Annotated in this window: 18 protein-coding genes and 1 pseudogene; 12 read left to right on the top strand and 7 right to left on the bottom strand. The window is 38.7% G+C overall.

The window, feature by feature from the left end; translation table 11 throughout:
* Positions 1–83 precede the first annotated feature (83 nt).
* Positions 84–209 carry a hypothetical protein gene (locus tag B3I52_RS01740; protein ID WP_293297925.1) on the top strand — a complete coding sequence of 42 codons (126 nt, stop codon included), beginning with the start codon at positions 84–86 and terminating at the stop codon, positions 207–209.
* A gap of 210 nt (positions 210–419) precedes the next feature.
* Here B3I52_RS01740 and B3I52_RS01735 read toward each other — a convergent pair whose 3' ends face one another.
* From B3I52_RS01735 to B3I52_RS01725, 3 genes are all read right to left on the bottom strand, one after another.
* Positions 420–1,796, bottom strand: a complete 1,377-nt coding sequence (locus B3I52_RS01735) for a hypothetical protein (protein ID WP_293297922.1) — start codon at positions 1,794–1,796, stop codon at positions 420–422.
* 83 nt (positions 1,797–1,879) lie between these two features.
* Positions 1,880–2,413 carry a hypothetical protein gene (locus tag B3I52_RS01730; RefSeq protein WP_293297919.1) on the bottom strand — a complete coding sequence of 178 codons (534 nt, stop codon included), beginning with the start codon at positions 2,411–2,413 and terminating at the stop codon, positions 1,880–1,882.
* A complete protein-coding gene (locus B3I52_RS01725) occupies positions 2,410–2,961 on the bottom strand; it encodes an RNA polymerase sigma factor (protein WP_293297916.1) in 552 nt (183 codons plus the stop codon). The genes B3I52_RS01730 and B3I52_RS01725 overlap by 4 nt, the downstream gene beginning before the upstream one ends.
* A 355-nt stretch (positions 2,962–3,316) precedes the next feature.
* On the opposite strand from B3I52_RS01725, the gene ruvX reads away from it, so the two are divergent.
* The 8 genes from ruvX to ffh all read left to right on the top strand — a co-directional run bounded on the left by ruvX (position 3,317) and on the right by ffh (position 9,844).
* Complete coding sequence (gene ruvX / locus B3I52_RS01720; RefSeq protein WP_293297914.1) at positions 3,317–3,733, top strand: Holliday junction resolvase RuvX; 417 nt, start codon at positions 3,317–3,319, stop codon at positions 3,731–3,733.
* 5 nt (positions 3,734–3,738) lie between these two features.
* Entirely contained in the window at positions 3,739–4,368 is a 630-nt protein-coding gene (locus tag B3I52_RS01715; protein WP_293297912.1) for an O-methyltransferase, read from the top strand.
* 47 nt (positions 4,369–4,415) lie between these two features.
* On the top strand, positions 4,416–5,084 hold the full coding sequence (locus tag B3I52_RS01710; protein WP_293297911.1) for a glucosaminidase domain and LysM peptidoglycan-binding domain-containing protein: 669 nt from the start codon (positions 4,416–4,418) through the stop codon (positions 5,082–5,084).
* An 8-nt stretch (positions 5,085–5,092) separates the two neighbouring features.
* The gene (locus B3I52_RS01705) at positions 5,093–5,938 is read left to right on the top strand and encodes a glucosaminidase domain-containing protein (RefSeq protein WP_293297909.1); all 846 of its coding nucleotides are present in this window, start codon (positions 5,093–5,095) and stop codon (positions 5,936–5,938) included.
* A 50-nt stretch (positions 5,939–5,988) separates the two neighbouring features.
* The gene (locus B3I52_RS01700) at positions 5,989–6,738 is read left to right on the top strand and encodes a hypothetical protein (protein WP_293297907.1); all 750 of its coding nucleotides are present in this window, start codon (positions 5,989–5,991) and stop codon (positions 6,736–6,738) included.
* Complete coding sequence (locus tag B3I52_RS01695; RefSeq protein WP_293297904.1) at positions 6,738–7,076, top strand: hypothetical protein; 339 nt, start codon at positions 6,738–6,740, stop codon at positions 7,074–7,076. The genes B3I52_RS01700 and B3I52_RS01695 overlap by 1 nt, the downstream gene beginning before the upstream one ends.
* 229 nt (positions 7,077–7,305) lie before the next feature.
* Positions 7,306–8,298 (top strand): DUF3078 domain-containing protein, encoded by a 993-nt coding sequence (locus B3I52_RS01690; RefSeq protein ID WP_293297901.1) that lies wholly within the window; start codon positions 7,306–7,308, stop codon positions 8,296–8,298.
* A 211-nt stretch (positions 8,299–8,509) separates the two neighbouring features.
* Positions 8,510–9,844 (top strand): signal recognition particle protein, encoded by a 1,335-nt coding sequence (ffh, locus tag B3I52_RS01685; protein WP_293297898.1) that lies wholly within the window; start codon positions 8,510–8,512, stop codon positions 9,842–9,844.
* 134 nt (positions 9,845–9,978) lie between these two features.
* On the opposite strand, the gene B3I52_RS01680 is transcribed toward ffh, so the two are convergent.
* Positions 9,979–10,302, bottom strand: coding sequence for a YbjQ family protein (locus B3I52_RS01680; RefSeq protein ID WP_293297895.1), 324 nt, complete (start codon positions 10,300–10,302; stop codon positions 9,979–9,981).
* Positions 10,303–10,665: 363 nt separating this feature from the next.
* Between B3I52_RS01680 and B3I52_RS01675 the strand changes: the two genes are divergently transcribed.
* The 3 genes from B3I52_RS01675 to B3I52_RS01665 all read left to right on the top strand — a co-directional run bounded on the left by B3I52_RS01675 (position 10,666) and on the right by B3I52_RS01665 (position 14,378).
* A complete protein-coding gene (locus B3I52_RS01675; protein ID WP_293297892.1) occupies positions 10,666–11,040 on the top strand; it encodes a hypothetical protein in 375 nt (124 codons plus the stop codon).
* Positions 11,041–11,266: 226 nt separating this feature from the next.
* Entirely contained in the window at positions 11,267–11,959 is a 693-nt protein-coding gene (locus tag B3I52_RS01670) for a tetratricopeptide repeat protein (RefSeq protein WP_293297889.1), read from the top strand.
* 211 nt (positions 11,960–12,170) lie between these two features.
* On the top strand, positions 12,171–14,378 hold the full coding sequence (locus tag B3I52_RS01665) for a carboxy terminal-processing peptidase (protein ID WP_293297886.1): 2,208 nt from the start codon (positions 12,171–12,173) through the stop codon (positions 14,376–14,378).
* A gap of 160 nt (positions 14,379–14,538) precedes the next feature.
* Here B3I52_RS01665 and B3I52_RS01660 read toward each other — a convergent pair whose 3' ends face one another.
* The 3 genes and pseudogenes from B3I52_RS01660 to B3I52_RS01650 all read right to left on the bottom strand — a co-directional run.
* The gene (locus B3I52_RS01660) at positions 14,539–15,255 is read right to left on the bottom strand and encodes a DsbA family oxidoreductase (RefSeq protein ID WP_293297884.1); all 717 of its coding nucleotides are present in this window, start codon (positions 15,253–15,255) and stop codon (positions 14,539–14,541) included.
* 278 nt (positions 15,256–15,533) lie between these two features.
* Complete coding sequence (locus B3I52_RS01655; RefSeq protein ID WP_293297882.1) at positions 15,534–18,221, bottom strand: M14 family metallopeptidase; 2,688 nt, start codon at positions 18,219–18,221, stop codon at positions 15,534–15,536.
* Between the two features lie 180 nt (positions 18,222–18,401).
* A pseudogene (locus tag B3I52_RS01650) lies at positions 18,402–18,495 on the bottom strand (transposase); the annotation flags it as partial.

Below are 18,495 nucleotides of genomic sequence, written 5' to 3'. Positions count from 1 at the left end.
GATTAATCGAGCTCAGGTTATAACAAAAAAATTATGAACATCCAAATGTTTTTTCAAATAAACTTCGTTGGATTTTCCAATGGATGGGCAATGTAAAAATCATCAATCCGCCAGAGCTGAAAGAGCTATATAACCTGCAACTACAAAAAATGCTTGACCTAAATAACGGTGGAGATTTGAAATACTCTAACATGTTCCAACCGAAATAACATCGGGTAATTTTGCTCTTCGAAATTTGTAATTCCGAAGCTTTATCGGCAGGTTTTTAATCTGCAATAGCTATGTGCATTACAAATGCACAGATAGGAATTCGACATTGCAAATGTCGAACAGCGGACAGCGGGATTAACAAGAAAAACATTGGTACAAAAAAGGGAGCATAAATAATTACACTCCCTTAAGTCTAATTTAGGTCTTATTTATCTAAAAGTTACCGAACCATATCTGGCCGTTACCTTAACGTTAGAGGCGCCTCCCCTTCCAATAGTACCGCTATACTCTTTGCTAGTGCTATTTCTTCTGTTATCCTCATCTCCAACTTTTCTTGCATTGGTATTTTCTCCTGCTTTAAAACTCGAATAATGGGTATCTACATTTAGGTTTCCTCCATAACTGGTAGCAAAGCCCAATGTAATAGTAGTATATTCTGTATCTAGGTTAACTATTTTACTCGTTGCCTCTATCTTATTGATCGTAAACCTGGAGCTATATTGCGCTTTTGCCGTTAAATTTCCGGTTAATCTACCTACACTTACGCCGGCATACTGCGATGTAAGGCTCAGATTACCTACCTGCTCAATAGTTAAACCGCTCCCATATTGCACTTTAATTCCTGCATCTCCTCTAACCGTTCCTATTTTTACCGAAGCATATTGTGCCTCTAAATCTAAATTATCTACCGACTGTATGCTTAAGCCACTTCCATATTGCTGTTTAATGCTTGCATTTCTCTTAATATCGCCTATGCGAACTGTAGCGTATTGTGCGTTAAGTGTTAAATCGCCTATAGACGAAATGGTTAAACCACTTCCATACTGTTGCTTTATGGTGGCTTTGTTCACGTCCTTTAAATCTACACTGGTATATTGTGCCGATATAAAATTGTTTGCGTTGCTCAAATTGCCCGTTACAAGTTTACCATACTGTACCTTTAGCGCCGTTGGTCCAGAAAAATCGGGTATTTCAACATTTCCATATTGCTGAGATACGGTTAAGGATGCACTGCTGGGCAAATAAACGGTCATAAATATTTTTACTTCTCTACGCCATCTCTTCCCGTTTCTGCTACCATTGCCCCAGCTGCCGTTTCTGTCTTCCATTTGGGTCTTAAAAACCGCTTCATCACCATTTTTTGAGCTCGTGATAGTTACATTGTCGATTAGCTTTTGTGCTTCCTCTTCCGAATTGGCAAAAGCCCTAATGTCTGCATCTACTTTTACTTCGTTTTTATCCCAAGTTTTAACCATAATGTTTCCGTAGATATTAGCAACGTTTACTTTATCGCCCCTGCCAAGATGATAAGATTTTGAAAAAGACTTTGTTCTTTGAGGATCATCATACTGATCTTGCTGTGAGCTTGACGAGAAGCGCTCTGTAACCACTTCGGTTTTGCCGTTTTTAGCTGTTTTGGTACGTGTTGTTATAGTGGTGGTATTGCTATTTAACGTGCTATTACTATAAGCCTCTACAGCTGGCGTTGCCGGAGTTGCCGGAATTGGAGGCAGCCCGCCCTCTTGTGCGTTTGCTTGCATAAAAACCCAAACTAAGGCCAATATGCTAAATATGATTTTTTTCATCTTTCTACTGTTGTTTTAAAATATGTTGTGTAGAGCAAACTTGTTTTAATTACATTATAACCGACGTCGAACGAAATAATGTATTAAATGGTTTTCTCCTCTTTTTTATATTGATTAACTTGATTGATAATATGTAACTGCTGGCTGATCATTTGCAGCTGGATTTCCAAATTTCTCATCATCGCCTTGCTTACTACGGCCTTGTTTGGGCTGGTTTGTAGCTGTTTTCTTAACGCTTGGTAATCTTGATCTAACTTACCCATGTCTGTGGTAAATTTTTGATAAAGCACGGGATCTGTATCCGCAAAAATGAGCAGGCTATCTCTTTTTTCTTCAATCAAACTGGTAAACCTTATCTCTTTCTTTCCTAAACCTGGGTTAATATCGGCTACCATAATTTCTGCGTTTATTTTTCTATACTGGTAGCCAAAATAAATCCCTACGGTAAGTATTAACATGGCCGCTATACTCATCCACTGATACATGCCAAAGGACTTTTTAGCAGGTTTTTTTTTATCTAATTCTGCTTCTATTTTACTCCAAAGGGTATCTGAAGGGCCTTTTATTTCAAATTCCTTTTTGTTGTGTTTTACAAACCCCTCTAATTTATTGCTCATCTTGCTACTCCTCTCGTTACTAATAAACTATTCAATTTTCTTTTTGCTCGCATATACTGTGTACGCGATGTATTCTCTGTTATTTTTAATATATGTGCAATCTCCTCGTGGTCGTACCCTTCAAAAAGATATAAACTTAACACCACTCTATAACCATCTGGTAGCTGTGCCATGGCACTTTTTATAGCTTCTACCTTTAAATGTGTTTCCTCAAAATCTGGCTCTTGCTCTTCTGGCACATCTACCTCATCTACACTAATCGTTTCCATTTTTCGCTTACGCAGATAATTGATAGACCTGTTAATCACAATTTGTTTTAGCCACAACCCAAAGGTTGTTTCTTGCCTAAAATCTGCAATGCGGTTAAAAGCGTCCAAAAAAGCTTCTTGCAAAACATCTTCGGCCTCTGCATCATCATTAACAATGCGCAGCGCCACATTGTACATAGCCGTAGCATACAACTTGTATATTTCAAATTGTGCCTTCCGATTGCCCTTTCGACATTCGTTTACTAAATCTGCATGCTTATCTATGTAAACTGTTTCCAAATTTGTAGCGTTCTTTTTCCGTTCTTTAAAGCGTTCTGATTAAAAGACAATATGATTTTCAAAACGTTGCATCCTATTACAAAAATATTTTATTTGTTTTAGGAAAAGCTTTTTCAGTAATACTATTTTCGGTAGCCCCGCTTTTCGTTATAAATACTTTTTGTTTTCTGTTCGCCGTCATTTCGAACGCAGAGAGAAATCTATAAGCATTGCTATTATCTTGCAGATTTCTCCTCGTTCCTCGTCGAAATGACGCAACAAAAAAGTATTTCCACTGCAATCGGGTTTAGAGTACAATGCACAATAAAATAACTCCATTTTAGGGGTTGGGGGTAAAAACCCTATCTTTGCCCACATGGCACGTATCTTAGCTTTCGATTATGGCACCAAACGTATAGGCGTTGCCGTTACCGATCCCCTGCAAATTATTGCAACCGGATTGGACACCATCCACCCCAAAGATATTGTAGATTTTATTAAAAAATACCTTTTAACAGAGCAGGTAGAAGCATTTGTGCTGGGCGAACCTAAACAAATGGATGGCAGCCCTTCTGAAAACTATCAACACGTAAAAGGTTTTTCTACCATCTTGAAAAAAAACTTTCCAACCATACCGCAGTATTGGGTAGATGAACGCTTTACCTCCAAAATGGCACATGCTACCATTATGCAAAGCGGATTGAAAAAAACAGACAGAAGAGACAAAGAAAGGGTTGATACCATATCGGCCACCATAATTCTGCAATATTTTATGGAACAAAACCGTTTATAAGCACAATGATTAGCGAAGAATTACAACACCTTCTACTACACTATTGCGAGCCCGAAGATAAATTGTTGCAACATATTGACCGAGAAACCAACCTTAAAGTGTTGATGCCACGTATGCTTAGCGGCCATTATCAGGGTAGGGTTTTAAGTATGCTCAGCAAAATGATTTCGCCAAAAAGAATTTTAGAAGTGGGCACTTTTACCGGCTACGCAACCTTGTGTTTGGCAGAAGGCCTAACCGAAGAGGGCATTATTTACACTTTAGATATTAATGCTGAGCTAGAGGATATGGTTCGTGAAAACTTTGCCAAATCTCCTTTAAACTCCAAAATAAACTACATCATTGGCGATGCCCAAGAAAGTTTAAAAAACATTAACGAAACTTTTGATTTAGTTTTTATCGATGCTGATAAAAAAAACAATGGCACTTATTACGATTTGATTTTTGACCAAGTAAGGGCTGGAGGTTTAATTATTGTTGACAATGTGCTTTGGAATGGTAAAATTGTAAACAATGCACAAGACAAAGACACTAAAAACATCAGTTCTTTTAACGATAAAATAAATGAAGATAATAGGGTAGAAAAGTTGATTTTACCTGTTAGGGATGGCTTGTTCGTCATTAGAAAGAAGTAAAACCCGTCATTTCTCCCTACGAGAGAAATGACGTAAAAGGAAATACAATGAAAAAAACGCTGCTTCTCCTTATGCTCTCTACCGCTGCTTTTTTTGCATCGGCACAAACTACTGAAGAATACATTGAAACGTATGCAGATCTTGCTCAAGATTTAGCAGAAGAACACCACATCCCTGCCAGTATCATTTTAGGTGTAGCCATACACGAATCTGCCGCTGGAAAAAGTAAGGTTGCCCGTTACCTGAACAATCATTTCGGGTTTAAGGGTAAAAATTCCAATACCGAAATTCGCTCCGCATACAGAGATTTCCCAACGGTAGATTCTGCTTACCATCATTTTATTACTTTCTTAAAAAGTCGTAACCATTTTAATACGCTTTTCGATAAATACGACCAGTATGATTTTAAGGCATGGGCCAGGGGCATACAACGCGGCGGATATGCCCACAGCAAAACTTGGGCTTCGCAAGTGGTGGCACTGATAAAAAAGTACGAGCTTTATCAATACGATAACCGGCCGGCAGATTACATAGAGCCTACAGATCCTAGGCCTGTTTATCAGCCTAAAAAGACAAGCAAGAAAACATATACCGTTAAACCGGGCGATAATTTAAGTATTATTGCAAAGCGAAATAAAACCAGCGTAAAGGCCCTCATCAACAAAAACGGGCTCAAATCAAATGCTTTAAAACCTGGTCAGAAACTTAAACTGTAATGCCAAACATGAGAAAAAACACACTTCTTCCTTTTTTAGCTTTTTTAATTGTATTTGTTAGCGCTTGTAAAACTAGGCAATACAGCAAAAACAACAAACAGGTTGAAAAAAATGCCAAAAAGGACAACCCCACTCCTGTTTCGTACACCACTCTCTCCTATATCGATGCTTTTAAAGCAACGGCAATAGAAGAAATGAATAAATACGGTATTCCGGCCAGCATTAAATTAGCACAGGGCATTTTAGAGTCGGGCAGCGGTAGTAGCGATTTAGCCAAGTATGCCAGTAACCATTTTGGTATTAAATGTACTTCAGATTGGAAAGGAAAAGCTTATTACAAAGACGACGATCAAAAAGACGATTGCTTTAGAGTTTATAAAGACCCTAGGGAATCTTACAAAGACCATTCCCAATTTTTAAAGCGCAAACGTTACGCTGCACTTTTCGAATTAGATAAAAACGATTACCGTAACTGGGCAATTGGGCTTAAAAATGCGGGTTATGCCACCAATCCTAAATACCCAGATTTGCTCATCAACATCATCGAAAAATATCAGCTTTACCAATACGACCAGCCAGAAACCGAGCGAGAAAAGTTAGCTAGAGAAGATAAAGTGCTGAAAGAAATTAACACCAATATGGCTAATGAAAAAAAATTGTACACCCCCGTAAATGTGGCGCCAAAAGATCCGCCAACTAGTTTAGAAAACGGAAAATACCATACAGTGCTGCAGGGAGAAACGCTTTATAAGATTAGCCAACTTTACAAAATATCAATAGATGATTTAAAAAGCTTAAACCAATTGTTAGACAATAACATTAAAATAGGCCAAAAACTGTTGGTAGTTAAATAATGTTAAGATAAATTAGGCCAATTTATTTAAATTGTAGTTTTGCTTTTCGAATGAAGATTCTACTGGTCGGTATATTTTTTTTTAGTGCGCTATCTGTATTTGCCCAGCAAAAAACTGTGCCAGGCTTTGTGGTAGATAAGGAAACCAAACTGCGCTTGGCCAAAGTTTACATTTACAACTCGGCTATAGACGAGGGTTTTTACAACAACACCAAAGGCGAATTTGCGGCCACGGTTAAACTGGGCGATACACTTTTTGCTGCCCTAAGCGGTCATGCCATGGATACGGTGGTTTACCGCGGCCAAAGCGCTATTGTTTTTCAGTTACGCTCTTTGGGTATTCGATTAAAGGAAGTAAGTATTTACGGCAATGCCAAAACACCACAAGACCTTTATAAATCTAAACTAGAAGAATACAAATACAAGCTTGATAAAGGCAGTAGTAAAGATTTGCTTAACCTTGGCCCCGGTGGTGTTGGTTTAGGCATAGACGCCATTTATAACTTATTGAGCAGAGAAGGCAAAAACGCCCGTCAGTTACAGAAAATATTAGAAAAAGACTATAAAGACCAAGTAATTGATTATCGTTACAGGCCAGATTATGTAAGGGCTTTAATTGACATTAAGGAAGAAAACGTACAAGATTTCATGAGCCAATATCGCCCTACCTATCAGTTTGTTTTAAACGCATCAGAATATGCTTTTATACAATTTGTAAAAAACAGTTACGCGTCTTATAAACGAAACCCCGCGATGTTTCGCATGCCAAGCTTGCCAAAATTAACCATAGATCAACCCTAATGCCACTATCTATTGTTGTTTCAAAGCTTCCGGCAGCAGCAATGGCTATTTACCCTTTTATTTTGTTTAAAAGGGCTGCTTATAAAAACAACCCGGTTTTAGTTAACCATGAAAAAATACACCTCCAACAACAGTTAGAACTACTTATTTTACCTTTTTACTTGCTTTATTTTTTCCACTACCTCTTCAACTTAGCGAAATATAAAAACCATCAGCAAGCCTATTTTAATATTGCTTTTGAACGGGAAGCCTACCAAAACGAATGCAATTTAGGTTACTTAAAAAACAGAAAAACGTTTGCATGGGTTAAATGGTTAAACCCTAAAAAAACTGTTTAAAATAACATAAATCTAAGATTTTGCCTAAGTACGCTACTTATTTGACCCTTGTAAAACCATTAAAATACTTATCCTAAGATAATACCGTTCAACATGATAATATTGGCCCTTGGCGCCTTAATGAAAAGTGTTTTTTTATAGTTAAGCAGCGTATAATTTTACAGCTTTTGTAGTATTACTCTGCCATTACTATCAATATTTTACTAAAATTTGTGTTATTTTGTAGATAATGAAGTGTTTATTACTGACCTCTTTTATAGTTTTAGCCCTTTCCTTTTCTCTTGCTGCGCAAGAAGTAGATACTGTTCCCATTCCTGTTAAGGATATGCAAATTAAGCTAAAACGCAGCCCGCTTCCTTCGCGAATAGGCACAATTACCTTTAGCACGGTAGAACTAAAGCCCGCATTGGTACAAGCAAAAATAAATTATTGGAAAACCAAAGCCACCGTTGGCATTAACGCCAACCAAGCATCGTTTAGCGACAACTGGAAAGGTGGTGGTGTAAACTCTATTGCTGTTGGTGCTTTGCTAAATCACAAAGCAGAGTACAGCAAAGAAAGCTACAGCTACACCAGCGAGTTAATATTACAGTACGGAAAGGTAAAAAACAAAGACCAGCTGCAAAAGAAAACCAGCGATCGTGTTTATTGGGATAACAAAGCGGCAGTACAATTATCTAAAAATTGGTATTTCTTTGCTTCGCTAAGTTTCGAATCGCAATTTGACAAGGGGTTTTCTTACTCAAAAGATGCACAGGGCAACGAAGTGCCAAAATTACTCTCTAAGTTTATGTCGCCAGGCTACTTAACAGAATCGATGGGTTTTGAATATAAGCCCAGCAAAATTTTCTCAACACGTATTGGTACTGGTACTGCCCGCCAAACATTTGTGTTAGACACTTCCATTATTAAAACCAACCCAAAGAATTTTGGGGTAGAAAAAGGCAAAACAGTAAAAAATGAGCTGGCTTTTCAAGTGGTAAGTAATTTTGAAAAAGAAATTATGAAGAACACGATTTTAAAAGCCAAGTACAATATGTTTATTCCTTATGATGATTTTGGACAAATTGACCATCGTTTGGATATTGTAGCTACCGCTAAATTAAATCGTTTCTTAAATGTATCGTTAACAGGTGTTATTTTGTACGATAAGGATATGGACTTGAAAGTACAGCGAAGTCAGGCTTTGGCCTTAGGGGCAAGTTTTACTTTCCCAAGATAATAGCCAAAATTTAATTAAACCCGATTGAAACGGCAGCTCCCGATTTTTATCGGGACTATAGTATAAAGCGGGACTTTCGGGACCTATTTTCGCTGCATGTGCTTTTCAACAAACAAAAACGAAAGCAGCTATTTTCAAAAATCTAAAATCGTAAACCTAAAATCGTAAATTTCCTTACCTTTGCACTTCATAATAATTTAATTGTCAAGCAATGTTTGAAAATTTACAGGATAAGTTAGACAGGGCGTTTAAAGTTCTAAAAGGACAGGGAAGCATTACCGAGATCAACGTGGCAGAGACCATGAAAGAAATCAGGAAGGCTTTACTTGATGCGGACGTAAATTATAAAACTGCCAAAACATTTACCGATCAGGTAAAAGAGAAGGCTTTGGGATCGAACGTATTGACCAGCATTTCGCCTGGGCAGTTGCTTACCAAAATTATGAACGACGAGCTTGCTGCCTTAATGGGCGGTGAAGCTACAGAGTTGGACTTAAAAAACAACCCAACGGTAATATTAATTGCAGGTTTAAATGGTGCGGGTAAAACAACTTTCACTGGTAAATTGGCATTACACCTAAAAAGCAAAGGCAAAAAACCTTTAATGGTGGCTGGCGACGTTTACCGTCCGGCAGCGGTAGATCAGTTGCAGGTTTTAGGCGAGCAAGTTGGTGTGCCTGTTTATGCCAACAAAGAAAGTAAAGACCCAGTTGCTATTGCACTAGAGGGTATTGCCGAAGGCAAAAAGAACAACAATAACGTTATTATTATCGATACGGCTGGTCGTTTGTCTATTGATGAGGCGTTAATGGCCGAAATTTCGGAAGTTAAAGCACAGACCAAACCACACGAGATTTTATTCGTAGTAGATTCGATGACTGGTCAGGATGCGGTAAATACAGCAAAAGTATTTAACGACCGTTTGGATTTTACCGGCGTAGTGTTAACCAAATTAGATGGTGATACCCGTGGTGGTGCGGCCCTTTCTATTAAATCGGTAGTTGATAAGCCTATTAAGTTTATTGGTACTGGCGAAAAAATGGAAGCTTTGGATGTGTTTTATCCAGAGAGGATGGCTTCTCGTATTTTGGGCATGGGCGACGTGGTTTCCCTTGTAGAGCGTGCTCAACAACAGTTTGACGAGAAAGAAGCTGCCGAGCTACAAAAGAAAATCCGCAAGAACAAGTTTGATTTCAACGACTTCTATAACCAAATTCAGCAAATTAAGAAAATGGGCAATATGAAGGATTTGATGGGAATGATACCTGGCGTTGGTAAAATGATGAAGAACGTTGATATCGAGGATGATGCTTTTAAAGGTATCGAGTCGATTATCCAATCGATGACTCCTTATGAAAAAGAAAACCCAGATGCAATACAACAAAGCCGCCGACTAAGAATAGCAAAAGGTTCTGGCAACAAAGTAGAAGATGTAACTAAGCTGTTAAAACAGTTTGAGGACATGAGAAAGGTGATGAAACAGTTCTCTAACCCGGCAGCCGCAGCTAAGATGATGCGCAATATGCCTAAAATGCCGCAAAGATAAATACCCTCCAAACCTCCCTAAAGGGAGGCTTAAAATACTCAAGCCCTAATATCATAAAGATGTTAGGGCTTTTTATGCCTATACAAAGCTCCTTTAGAGCTTGTCCCAATTTCTCTTCGGGAGCTTTGGGGTGTCTAATCCTCCAAAACAACAGCCGTTCCGCTAGCGGTCACCATCAACATGCTACCGCCACTACCTACAGTTTCATAATCTAAATCTACTCCAATTACCGCATTGGCACCCATAGATGCCGCATATTGTTGCATTTCGCTTACCGCGGTATTTTTTGCTTCGCGTAATACTTGTTCGTAAGAGCCCGAGCGCCCGCCAACAATATCTCTAAGTCCCGCAAAAATATCTTTAAAAAGGTTTGCACCGATAATGGTTTCTCCCGTAACAAGGCCTATATATTTAACAATTTTCTTACCTTCTACGCTATTGGTTGTTGTTACTAACATCGTTTCTAATTTTTTATAATTCGACAGCTTTTTTTACTATATGTTACAATAAATGGTAGCTTTTGTACTGTTATCTCTTCACTAAGAGAATAACGTTTATTTAAAAACAACATCTTTATTTTCGAGTAGCACCTAAAAAACTTAAAATTTTTCAGCCCTTTTGGCTCTGTTTTAACCGTCGCATTTAACAACAATTTTTAAATAAAGTTTTAAGCATTTTGAAATTTATTTGCCTCAAAAACAGGGTTGTTGGCATACGCTTTGTAAAATGCTAGCCGGTTAAATTAAGAAAAAGGTAAGGATGACCACCATGATTTTTAAGCATGATTGCTTTACCTCAATTGAAAACAAAAAATAAACAAGATGAAAAACACATTAAAAATTTTAGGAGCATTTGTTTTAGCGCTGGTACTATTTACATCTTGCAGCAAAGATGACGACCCTGCAAATAACGATTTTTTTGTTGGCACCTACTCTGGCGAAATTAGCTACAAAAGCGGTGATAAAACCATTATGGACGAAGACGGAAAAGTAACCGTTAGTAAAGTTGGCGACACCTATAAATTTATTTTCGGTAGCGGTATTCCAGACATTAGCGGGGTAACCTTCGAGAAAAAAGGCGACAACACCTATATAAGCATTGGTAGTGGCGTAACAGGTATTACCATTGATGCGCACAACCTAGACATGTTGGTAATTAAAGACGGTCAAACTTGGACCGCCGACTGTGCGAGATAATAAATTAAACCTTCGTAAAAGCCCAAACTGAAATATTTTGGGCTTTTTTTATATCTTCTTTAGCTGTAATAAACAACACAAACACCAAATTTCGGCTCTGTCGGTTTTTAAAGTACTGTCAAAATATTAACGCTAAAATGCTTCTGGTACCCTTTCTGTTTCTTGTTTAAAGCAAAGAAAAACAACCCCTTATACTTTTTCTTTCAAAAAGGCGTATCTTTGGGGCATGAAAAAAATCTGGCTGTTCATGCTTTCGGTTCTCTCTGTACTCTTTGCTAATGCACAGGGCAACGTAGCACCAGGCTTCGAACAAACTAATTACCCACAATTTTCTATAAACGTAGCGGTATTAGGCAATGCCAACCGTAGCAATGCAGATATTTTTTTTGATGAAGCAGAACGTTACGAACGTATTGGCGATTTTGATGGAGCAGCGGCTATGTTTAACAAGGCCGCCCACGAGTATCAACGAGGTAAAAAATTTAGCCGTTACGGCACGGCGCTTATCCGTTTAAGCAATGCACACCTTGCCTTATTGAACTATCCAGAGGCAGAAAAAATTGTATTGAAACAGGTTTTAAAAAATTACACCAAAATAGGCAGCAGAGCTGGCCAAATGTTGGCCTATCAACAATTGGGCAAAATATATTTAGCCGCCAACAAATTGCCCCAATCGCTTTGGTTTTATACGCAACAAGGTATTTTGGCGCAACAGCTTCGCGACAACCACGCCTATATCGAATCGGTGTTGGGCATTGCAGCAGTTAAGATTAGAAAGAAAGATTACCAATTGGCTGTTAAAGATTTAAACACAGCCGAACTACTTTCTAAAAATGCCAATACAGCACAATATAATCAGCTAATTAAAAACAACAGAGCTTTAATTGCCGAAAAGCATCTCTCAACTAAAAAGGGCTAGGCCGGGGCTCCTATCCCTGCTGTAGCCTAAGCCAAAAAAACAAATTTTTATACTTTAATAGAAAAGCAATTTACTGGCGCAGATTTGCGTTCTTTTTACAATCTTTACAAAAAAGATACAGTGTTAAGCGGTATCTTTTTTGTTTATTTAAGAAATTGGTATCATATTGGATAATGATTTTATAAGGATGGATTTTAAAACAGTTAAAGAAATGCTGAAAAGAATATTTGCTATTACCCTTACAGCCGCCGTTTTGGCCTGCACGGCTTCGCCAAAGGCACAAAAACCGGTAGAGGGGGTTAACAACATAAAGCCCGATGAGCAACAAAGTCTAGTGGCCAAAGAAGTAGTAGGTTTGATAGAAAACTACAATTACAAAAAAATTAAGCTAAACGATTCTATCTCTTCAATTATTTTCGATAGGTACATTAAAGCTTTAGACCCCTCAAAGTATTACTTTTTGGAGAGCGATATTAAAGAATTTGAAGCAAACAGATACAACTTAGACGATGATCTAAGGATTGGCGACCTAAGTACGCCTTTCTATATTTTCAATATGTATTTGAAAAGATATAACGAACGTATATCTTACTCCCTATCGCAAATTAAAGACAAATACGATTTCAACCAAAACGATGTTTATGTTTACGATAGAGAGAAAATGCCTTGGGTTAAGTCTATTGCAGAACTAGATAACATCTGGAAAAAACGCGTAAAATACGAACTGGTTAATTTAAAAATAGCCGGCACCGACGATGCAAAGCATATAGAAACCCTAACAAAGCGTTATACCAATTTAAGATCGCAAGCGTCCAAATTTAACAACCAAGATGTTTTTCAAATCTTGATGGATTCTTTTACAGAAGCCATTGATCCGCATACCAATTATTTTAACCCTCGTAATGCCGAAGTGTTTAACCAAGAAATGTCTAGATCTTTAGAAGGTATTGGAGCCACTTTACAAGTAGATAACGAAGTAGTTAAAATTGTGTCTGTTGTGCCGGGTGGCCCCGCTTTTAAAAGTAAAAAAGTAAATGCAGGCGATAGAATTGTAGCTGTAGCACAAGGTGTTGACGGCGAATTTGAGGACATTATTGGCTGGAGAATTGATAATGCCGTAGCCAAAATTAAAGGCCCTAAAGGCACCACGGTTCGTTTAAAGATAATTCCAGTTGGGCAAGAACTTTCTGCCAAGCCACAAATTATCACTTTGGTGAGAGAGAAAATTATTTTGGCAGACCAATCGGCAAAAAAAATTGTAAAAACGGTAGAGAACGAGGGCAAGCCTTACAAAATTGGCGTAATTAAAATCCCTGCGTTTTATGCAGATTTTAAAGCGGCAAATGCCGGAGACCCGAACTATAAAAGTACAACGAGAGATGTTCGCTTATTAATCGATACGCTTAAAAACATGGATAAGGTTGATGCCATTGTGGTTGACCTTAGAGCGAACGGCGGCGGGTCTTTAAACGAAGCCATTGAACTTTCTGGCTTATTTATTGGAAAAGGGCCGATAGTGCAGGTTAAAGATTACAGAAACAGTGTAAAAGTTTATAAAGATGAAAACAGCAACATTACCTGGAATGGCCCTTTGGGCGTAATGATTGACCGTTTAAGTGCTTCGGCCTCCGAAATTTTTGCTGGTGCAATACAAGATTACCAAAGAGGAATTATAATAGGAACACAATCTTACGGCAAAGGAACGGTACAATCGTCTATCGATTTAAACTCGTTAATGAACTCTGGCGTATTAAACCAGCTAGCGGCCTTGTTTAAAAAGAAAGAACAAGCAAAAAGCGTTCAAATAAAGGATAAAAATCAAACAACAGTAACCATTGTAGATAAAAACGGCGTTCCTCAGTTGGGGCAAATTAACTTAACCATGGCAAAGTTTTACCGTGTAAGTGGTAACAGTACACAGCACAAAGGCGTTATTCCTGACATCAGTTTTCCGTCTATCTATCCTTTAGATAAAATTGGAGAAGATACAGAGCCATCTGCCTTGCCTTTTGATATGGTAAACCCTTCTACTTATACTACCGTTTACGATTTGAATGCCGTTAAAGCCAATTTGTTAAAGCTTCACGAAAAACGCATATCTAAATCGTTAGATTATAAGTTATTAAAAGAAGACATTGCCGAAATTAAGAAAAGAGAGAATGAAACTTCGGTAACCTTAAACGAAGCCAAATTAAAGGCAGAACGCGACGCCTTAGAGGCAAAATCGTTGGCTAGGGTTAATCAGGTTAGGGCACAAAAAGGCCTGGCTTTGCTTAAAAAGGGAGAGAAAACAACAAAAGAAGATGCGCTAGACTTCATTGAAGACGAGAGCATGAATATTATGGTTGATTTTATGAAGCACACCGAAAATTCAAAGCTGAGCAAGAATACCAGTAAATCAGCTCCTTTGAATAAATAGCTATGCCAAAAGCATTAAAAAAGGCGTTTCAATTAAAATTGGAACGCCTTTTTTAATAAAATTGAACATTAATGAAGTTAAATCTAGGAACCTTACACCAATAGCATCTCGCTAGATTTCATGCCTCGTTATAATTCGCTAGAAATAACCGCCGCAACACTTACACCTCACAACCATTTTCGTCACAAGTGTTGTCGGTAGTAGTATTTAAGTTTTTTAAAGGTGAGCTTTCTTGAGCCAGCTTCCACTCGTTATAACCTTGCGTAATTGCTTCTTTAAAAGCTTCTACAGGCTGCGCTCCCGATAAAGCATACTTTCTATCCATCACAAAAAATGGCACGCCCCTAACGCCTAGTTGCTGGCTTTCGTAAATATCGTACCTCACCTCTTCTTCAAAAGCGTTGCTTTCTAACATTGCTTTCACTTCCGTTTGATCCAAACCTAAAGCATTAGCGATAGCCAATAGCACCTCTAAGTTAGCAATGTCTTTAGTTTCGGTAAAATGAGCCTTAAAAAGCGCCTCTTCTGCCTCATCTTGTTTGCCTTTACTGGCCGCAAAATGTATTAACCGGTGCGCATTAAAAGAATTAGCCGGAATACTTTTCTCGAAATCTAGTTTCAAACCTACATTACTAGCCATTTCTGCAACTTGGGTAGTCATTTGCTTGGCTTGGTCTAAACTAATGCCCTTGCTATTCGATAAGTAATCGTACAAACTTTCCTTCGCCACATTCTCGTACGCTGGATTAAGCTGATAACTTTTCCAATCGATCTCAATATCATTTTTAAAAGGAAGCGTTGCTAATGCGGTTTCTAAATGTCTTTTGCCAATATAGCAGAAAGGACACATCACATCAGACCATATTTCTATTTTCATCTCTCTATTTTATTGTTTCTTAAGATAATACTACAAAGCTAGGGTTAAGTGTTTTTTTCTTGGTCTAACGAAGGTAAAATAACGCGGATTTTGGGTATTAACCCGATATTGTAGAAAAGACTATCCAAAAAACGGACAGCCCTCTTAAGAACTGCCCGTTAAAAATCAAACAAATAATTTGATCTCTTTTTACGTTCCTGTTTGGCGAAGACACCAAACAGGAACAATGTGCTATAGGCCTGGTGTCCCCACCCGCCTAAGTATTTTTTTAATATCGCTTATTTATACAGCTGGTTAAACAGCCATTTAAATGTACCGTGAGTTTGCGACCTAAAAGTAATTTCTGGGCCAAAGGCGAATAACTTTCCTTTGCCATAATCGGCTTCGAAAGCAGCAATGCCATCTTTCAAATAAGCTTGTCCCCAAGCCCAACCGCTACGCAAAGGTTTATCTGTTGCAAACCACGCCAAAGGCTTAACTTTTGCATCAGCACCAGTAAGCTTAAATACTGGGCTATTGTCAAAATAAACATCTGTATCTTCGTCTAGCCCCCAATTAGCGGTTAGTTTTGTATCTGTTTTTACACTTAACACACTTCCCGGAACATAATATTTGTCGTTTGGTAAACGCTTTCCCTCGGCAGTTAGCAAAGCATTTTTTACGGGTAAGCCCAAATGTGCTGCCAAATTTGTAGCCGAGCCAATGGCCACAATATTTCCTCCGTTTTCTAAGAAAGCTTTTAATTGAGGAATTGATTTCTCGGCAGTCATTCTACCTACTCTTCCTTTAAACTCATCTGGAATATTTGCTATTTTTGGCGGATTAAACGCCCTGCCTCCATCGGCTGTAAGCGCCGGAACTGAGCCCCCAACCATAATCAGCACATCGTATTTATCCTTTAGCTTTCCAGCATCAATATCTGGCGGATAAACCACGGTAATGTCGTAATGATATTGCTCCATGATATAACGTATCCATCCCGATGGCATGGAGCCACCGTAAGTGTCCCAAAGTGCAATACGAGATGGCTTTACTTTAACAGCGCCTTTAGGTTTGCTGGCTGCGGTAACTCGCATACCAAAATTATGTTCTGCTTTGTTTAACGCAGCCTTTGCCGCGGCCGAAGCAGGCACATAGAAAGAACCATCTACAGGGTTTCTCAATACTTCTACTTTAGCTTTCAACAACTCGTTTACTGCCAAATAACTTTCGTTTGCTTGGGCGCTTAGAGCATAGCCGCTAGCACTAGGCAAAGCTTGAGGCGTGGCTTTCAATAACTCGCCATAAGGAGTTTTTTGGAAAGGACCATCAAATGCATTTAACACTCTGTCAAATTTAACGTTCATTAAATAAGCCAATGTCCAACCCGCAGCATCGTAAGGCGCCACTGGCGGCCCACCCTCATATTTAAAATCATTAGGATGATCTTGTGGCTCAAACATATCTAACACGTGTGGCCTAAAAGCCTGGTCTGTTTTAACCACATAAGAACCTGCCGGATATTGTTTTCCTTCTACCGTAAATGCAGCAGTTGCTTTATGCACCACAATTCCGGTTCTAATTAAAGCATTTAAAAACCTTATGGCGGTGGTAAAATCTGGTTGGTCTGCAGAAAGAATATAACCTCTAGCATCACGACTATTAGGATCTTTCATAACCTCCTCGTAATACTTCGAATTAATGGCTCTTCTAGCTCCACTGGTTTCTACTTTGTCCTTCTTAGCCGCAGCGTTAATGGCTGCTATTTTTTGTGGCGAAAAAGACCAATTGTCTTTACTACCTCTCTCAATAGAGTTTCTGCCCATTTTATACACATTATACAACAGTTCATCGCCGTAACGTTGTGCATAATTTAGTACCGCATAATTCATCGATACCGAATAATCTATTGCATTTCTAAAATACCATTTTCTAGGTGTTACCGGATTGGGCGAATCGCTGTTGGGCAATAAACGCGAGGGTACCAAAGGTATCTCCATAGGGTTGGGGCTACCCACCGTTTCGGTAAGCAAACCTATCATATTATGAAAATAAGTAGTAGTTCTTAAACCACCATTGTACCAAGTAGAAAACACCGACCCGCCACGTTGTGTATAACCAGGTTTATCTTCTACATTTAAACGGTTGTGCATTGCCGCACCAACGGCATCTAAACTGGTTAAAATAATTGGGTCGAAAACATAGTTGTGCGGATCGCGGAACGGCGGCCCAGCCACAATGGTTCCTGCTGGCCCAGATTGGTGGTGGTTGTACATAATTTGCGGGTTCCACTCTATAAACAACTGGCGGCCTATGTTTTGGGTTTCCTTTAGGTTCAGCATAAAGAAATCACGATTATTGTCGTGGCCTGCATATTTTTGGTACAAACGAGGCAGACCAGCTAAAGATCTTTTTTCGGGAGTTTTCTCTCTCATGTACCAATTGGTTTGCAGCTCCTGTCCATCCGGATTGGCATGTGTCATCAACACAATTACATTATCTAAAATTTTAGTAGTTTCCGCATCGGTTCTGCTTACCAAATTATAGGCGGTTTGTATCAACTGGTGCGCACCAACGGTTTCGTTAGCGTGCAATCCCCCGTCAATCCAAACTACTGCTTTGCCTTGCTGCGCTAGGGCTTTAGCTTCTTCTTGTGTTAAGCCTTCGGCACGGGCCAATTTTTGAGAAATAGCCTTGTACTTTGCTAAATGCTTATGGTTTTCTGGCGAAGTAACAATGAGCATATATTGGCTTCTGCCCTCTTCGGTTTTGCCAATATCAACCAATTTCACTCTGTTTGAGCTTGCAGCTAATTTTTTAAAGTAAGCTTCGGTTTGGGTATAAGTAGCCAATTGGTAATTATCGCCTATGGTAAACCCAAAATGCGATTTAGGCGAAGGTACTTCTTGCGCAATTGCAGCAAAGCCGGTTACGAACAAGAACATAGTAGCCGCCAACGCTTTATTTTTCAAGTATCTTTTTATCATACTGTTTGTATTTGATGGTTATATCAAATATATGACTGTTCTCGTGGTATTGGAAGACCTACTTAAATTTGTTACATGGCCCTACCATGAAAAAAAGAAAAGAGCGTTTAAGCCGTTTAGCCACTAAGAACATAAATATTTAGCTTATCAAGTTCTTATAAACCTGAACTCGATTAATCAGGTAGATTTCCCAACCTCCGCAATCCCCTTAAACACTTTATTTCTTTTTACACGCTTGTTATTGCATACCTTGATCGGCGTAGAATCTACAAAA

This window comes from Pedobacter sp. UBA4863, assembly GCF_002399615.1.
Lineage (GTDB): Bacteria > Bacteroidota > Bacteroidia > Sphingobacteriales > Sphingobacteriaceae > Pedobacter.
Note: the sequence above shows the minus strand (reverse complement) of the source record. Positions and strands in the feature narration are given on the sequence as shown.